The sequence below is a fragment of the Providencia sp. AGC89 genome (genome assembly GCF_053543535.1).
The window spans coordinates 1-1,547 of sequence record NZ_JBIXLP010000037.1 but is presented as its reverse complement, the minus strand read 5'-3'; the positions used below and the strand labels follow the sequence as shown (position 1 = coordinate 1,547).

General features: G+C 48.2%; 2 tRNA genes and 2 rRNA genes. All 4 read right to left on the bottom strand.

What is annotated here, in order from left to right:
- Positions 1-349, bottom strand: a 23S ribosomal RNA gene (locus ACIPUA_RS07210); the annotation flags it as partial.
- A gap of 336 nt (positions 350-685) precedes the next feature.
- Positions 686-761, bottom strand: a tRNA-Ala gene (locus tag ACIPUA_RS07205).
- Between the two features lie 125 nt (positions 762-886).
- Positions 887-963, bottom strand: a tRNA-Ile gene (locus ACIPUA_RS07200).
- Positions 964-1,028: 65 nt separating this feature from the next.
- A 16S ribosomal RNA gene (locus tag ACIPUA_RS07195) occupies positions 1,029-1,547 on the bottom strand; the annotation flags it as partial.

Sequence of the window (1,547 nt, the reverse complement as noted above, 5' to 3'; positions counted from 1 at the left end):
ATCTTCAGATACGGGGCTATCACCCTTTACTGCCGGACTTTCCAGACCGTTCTCCTGATACTAATGCTGATTAAGACTCTGGGCTGCTCCCCGTTCGCTCGCCGCTACTAGGGGAATCTCGGTTGATTTCTTTTCCTCGGGGTACTGAGATGTTTCAGTTCCCCCGGTTCGCTTCGTTTGACTATGTATTCATCAAACGATAGTGCAACGAATTGCACTGGGTTTCCCCATTCGGAAATCGTCGGGTATAACGGTTCATATCACCTTACCGACGCTTATCGCAGATTAGCACGTCCTTCATCGCCTCTGATTGCCTAGGCATCCACCGTGTACGCTTAGTCGCTTAACCTCACAACCCGAAGGTGTCTTCTTATCAGACGACACTTAACGTCATGGCTGTGCGTGGTGAACTTCTTCGTTGGGTAGTGCTCGCAATGCTCACGTACTATTGTACGCTGCGCTTGCTGTGCGCTAGCCGCCTTGGATTTCACACTGCTCGCTCATGCCACTCGTTTGTGTGTTTGAAAAACACTTCAAGTTGAGATTTTTGAGAGACTCTCACATTGTTTAAGCGATAAACAATGTGCGTTGTTTTCAATTTTCAGCTTGTTCCAGATTGTTAAAGAGCATAATTATTCGCAATAGACTATTTAACTAATCTATTCTGAATAATCAGAAAAATTTATGGTGGAGCTAAGCGGGATCGAACCGCTGACCTCCTGCGTGCAAGGCAGGCGCTCTCCCAGCTGAGCTATAGCCCCATAAAGGTAATTTCAGTATCAATCTCAGTCATTAAAATGACAAATCGGATTTAGGCAAGGCATAAATTGGCGACGTTTACTTTTGAGTAAACGAGCTGATTTATAACGCTGCATCAATTCGATTTTGGTAGGCCTGAGTGGACTTGAACCACCGACCTCACCCTTATCAGGGGTGCGCTCTAACCACCTGAGCTACAAGCCTATTGATACTGCTACTCTATTTCATCAGACAATCTGTGTGAGCACTTCACAAAAACACTTCAATGGTAAGGAGGTGATCCAACCGCAGGTTCCCCTACGGTTACCTTGTTACGACTTCACCCCAGTCATGAATCACAAAGTGGTAAGCGCCCTCCCGAAGGTTAAGCTACCTACTTCTTTTGCAACCCACTCCCATGGTGTGACGGGCGGTGTGTACAAGGCCCGGGAACGTATTCACCGTAGCATTCTGATCTACGATTACTAGCGATTCCGACTTCATGGAGTCGAGTTGCAGACTCCAATCCGGACTACGACGTACTTTATGAGTTCCGCTTGCTCTCGCGAGGTCGCTTCTCTTTGTATACGCCATTGTAGCACGTGTGTAGCCCTACTCGTAAGGGCCATGATGACTTGACGTCATCCCCACCTTCCTCCGGTTTATCACCGGCAGTCTCCTTTGAGTTCCCGACCGAATCGCTGGCAACAAAGGATAAGGGTTGCGCTCGTTGCGGGACTTAACCCAACATTTCACAACACGAGCTGACGACAGCCATGCAGCACCTGTCTCAGAGTTCCCGAAGGCAC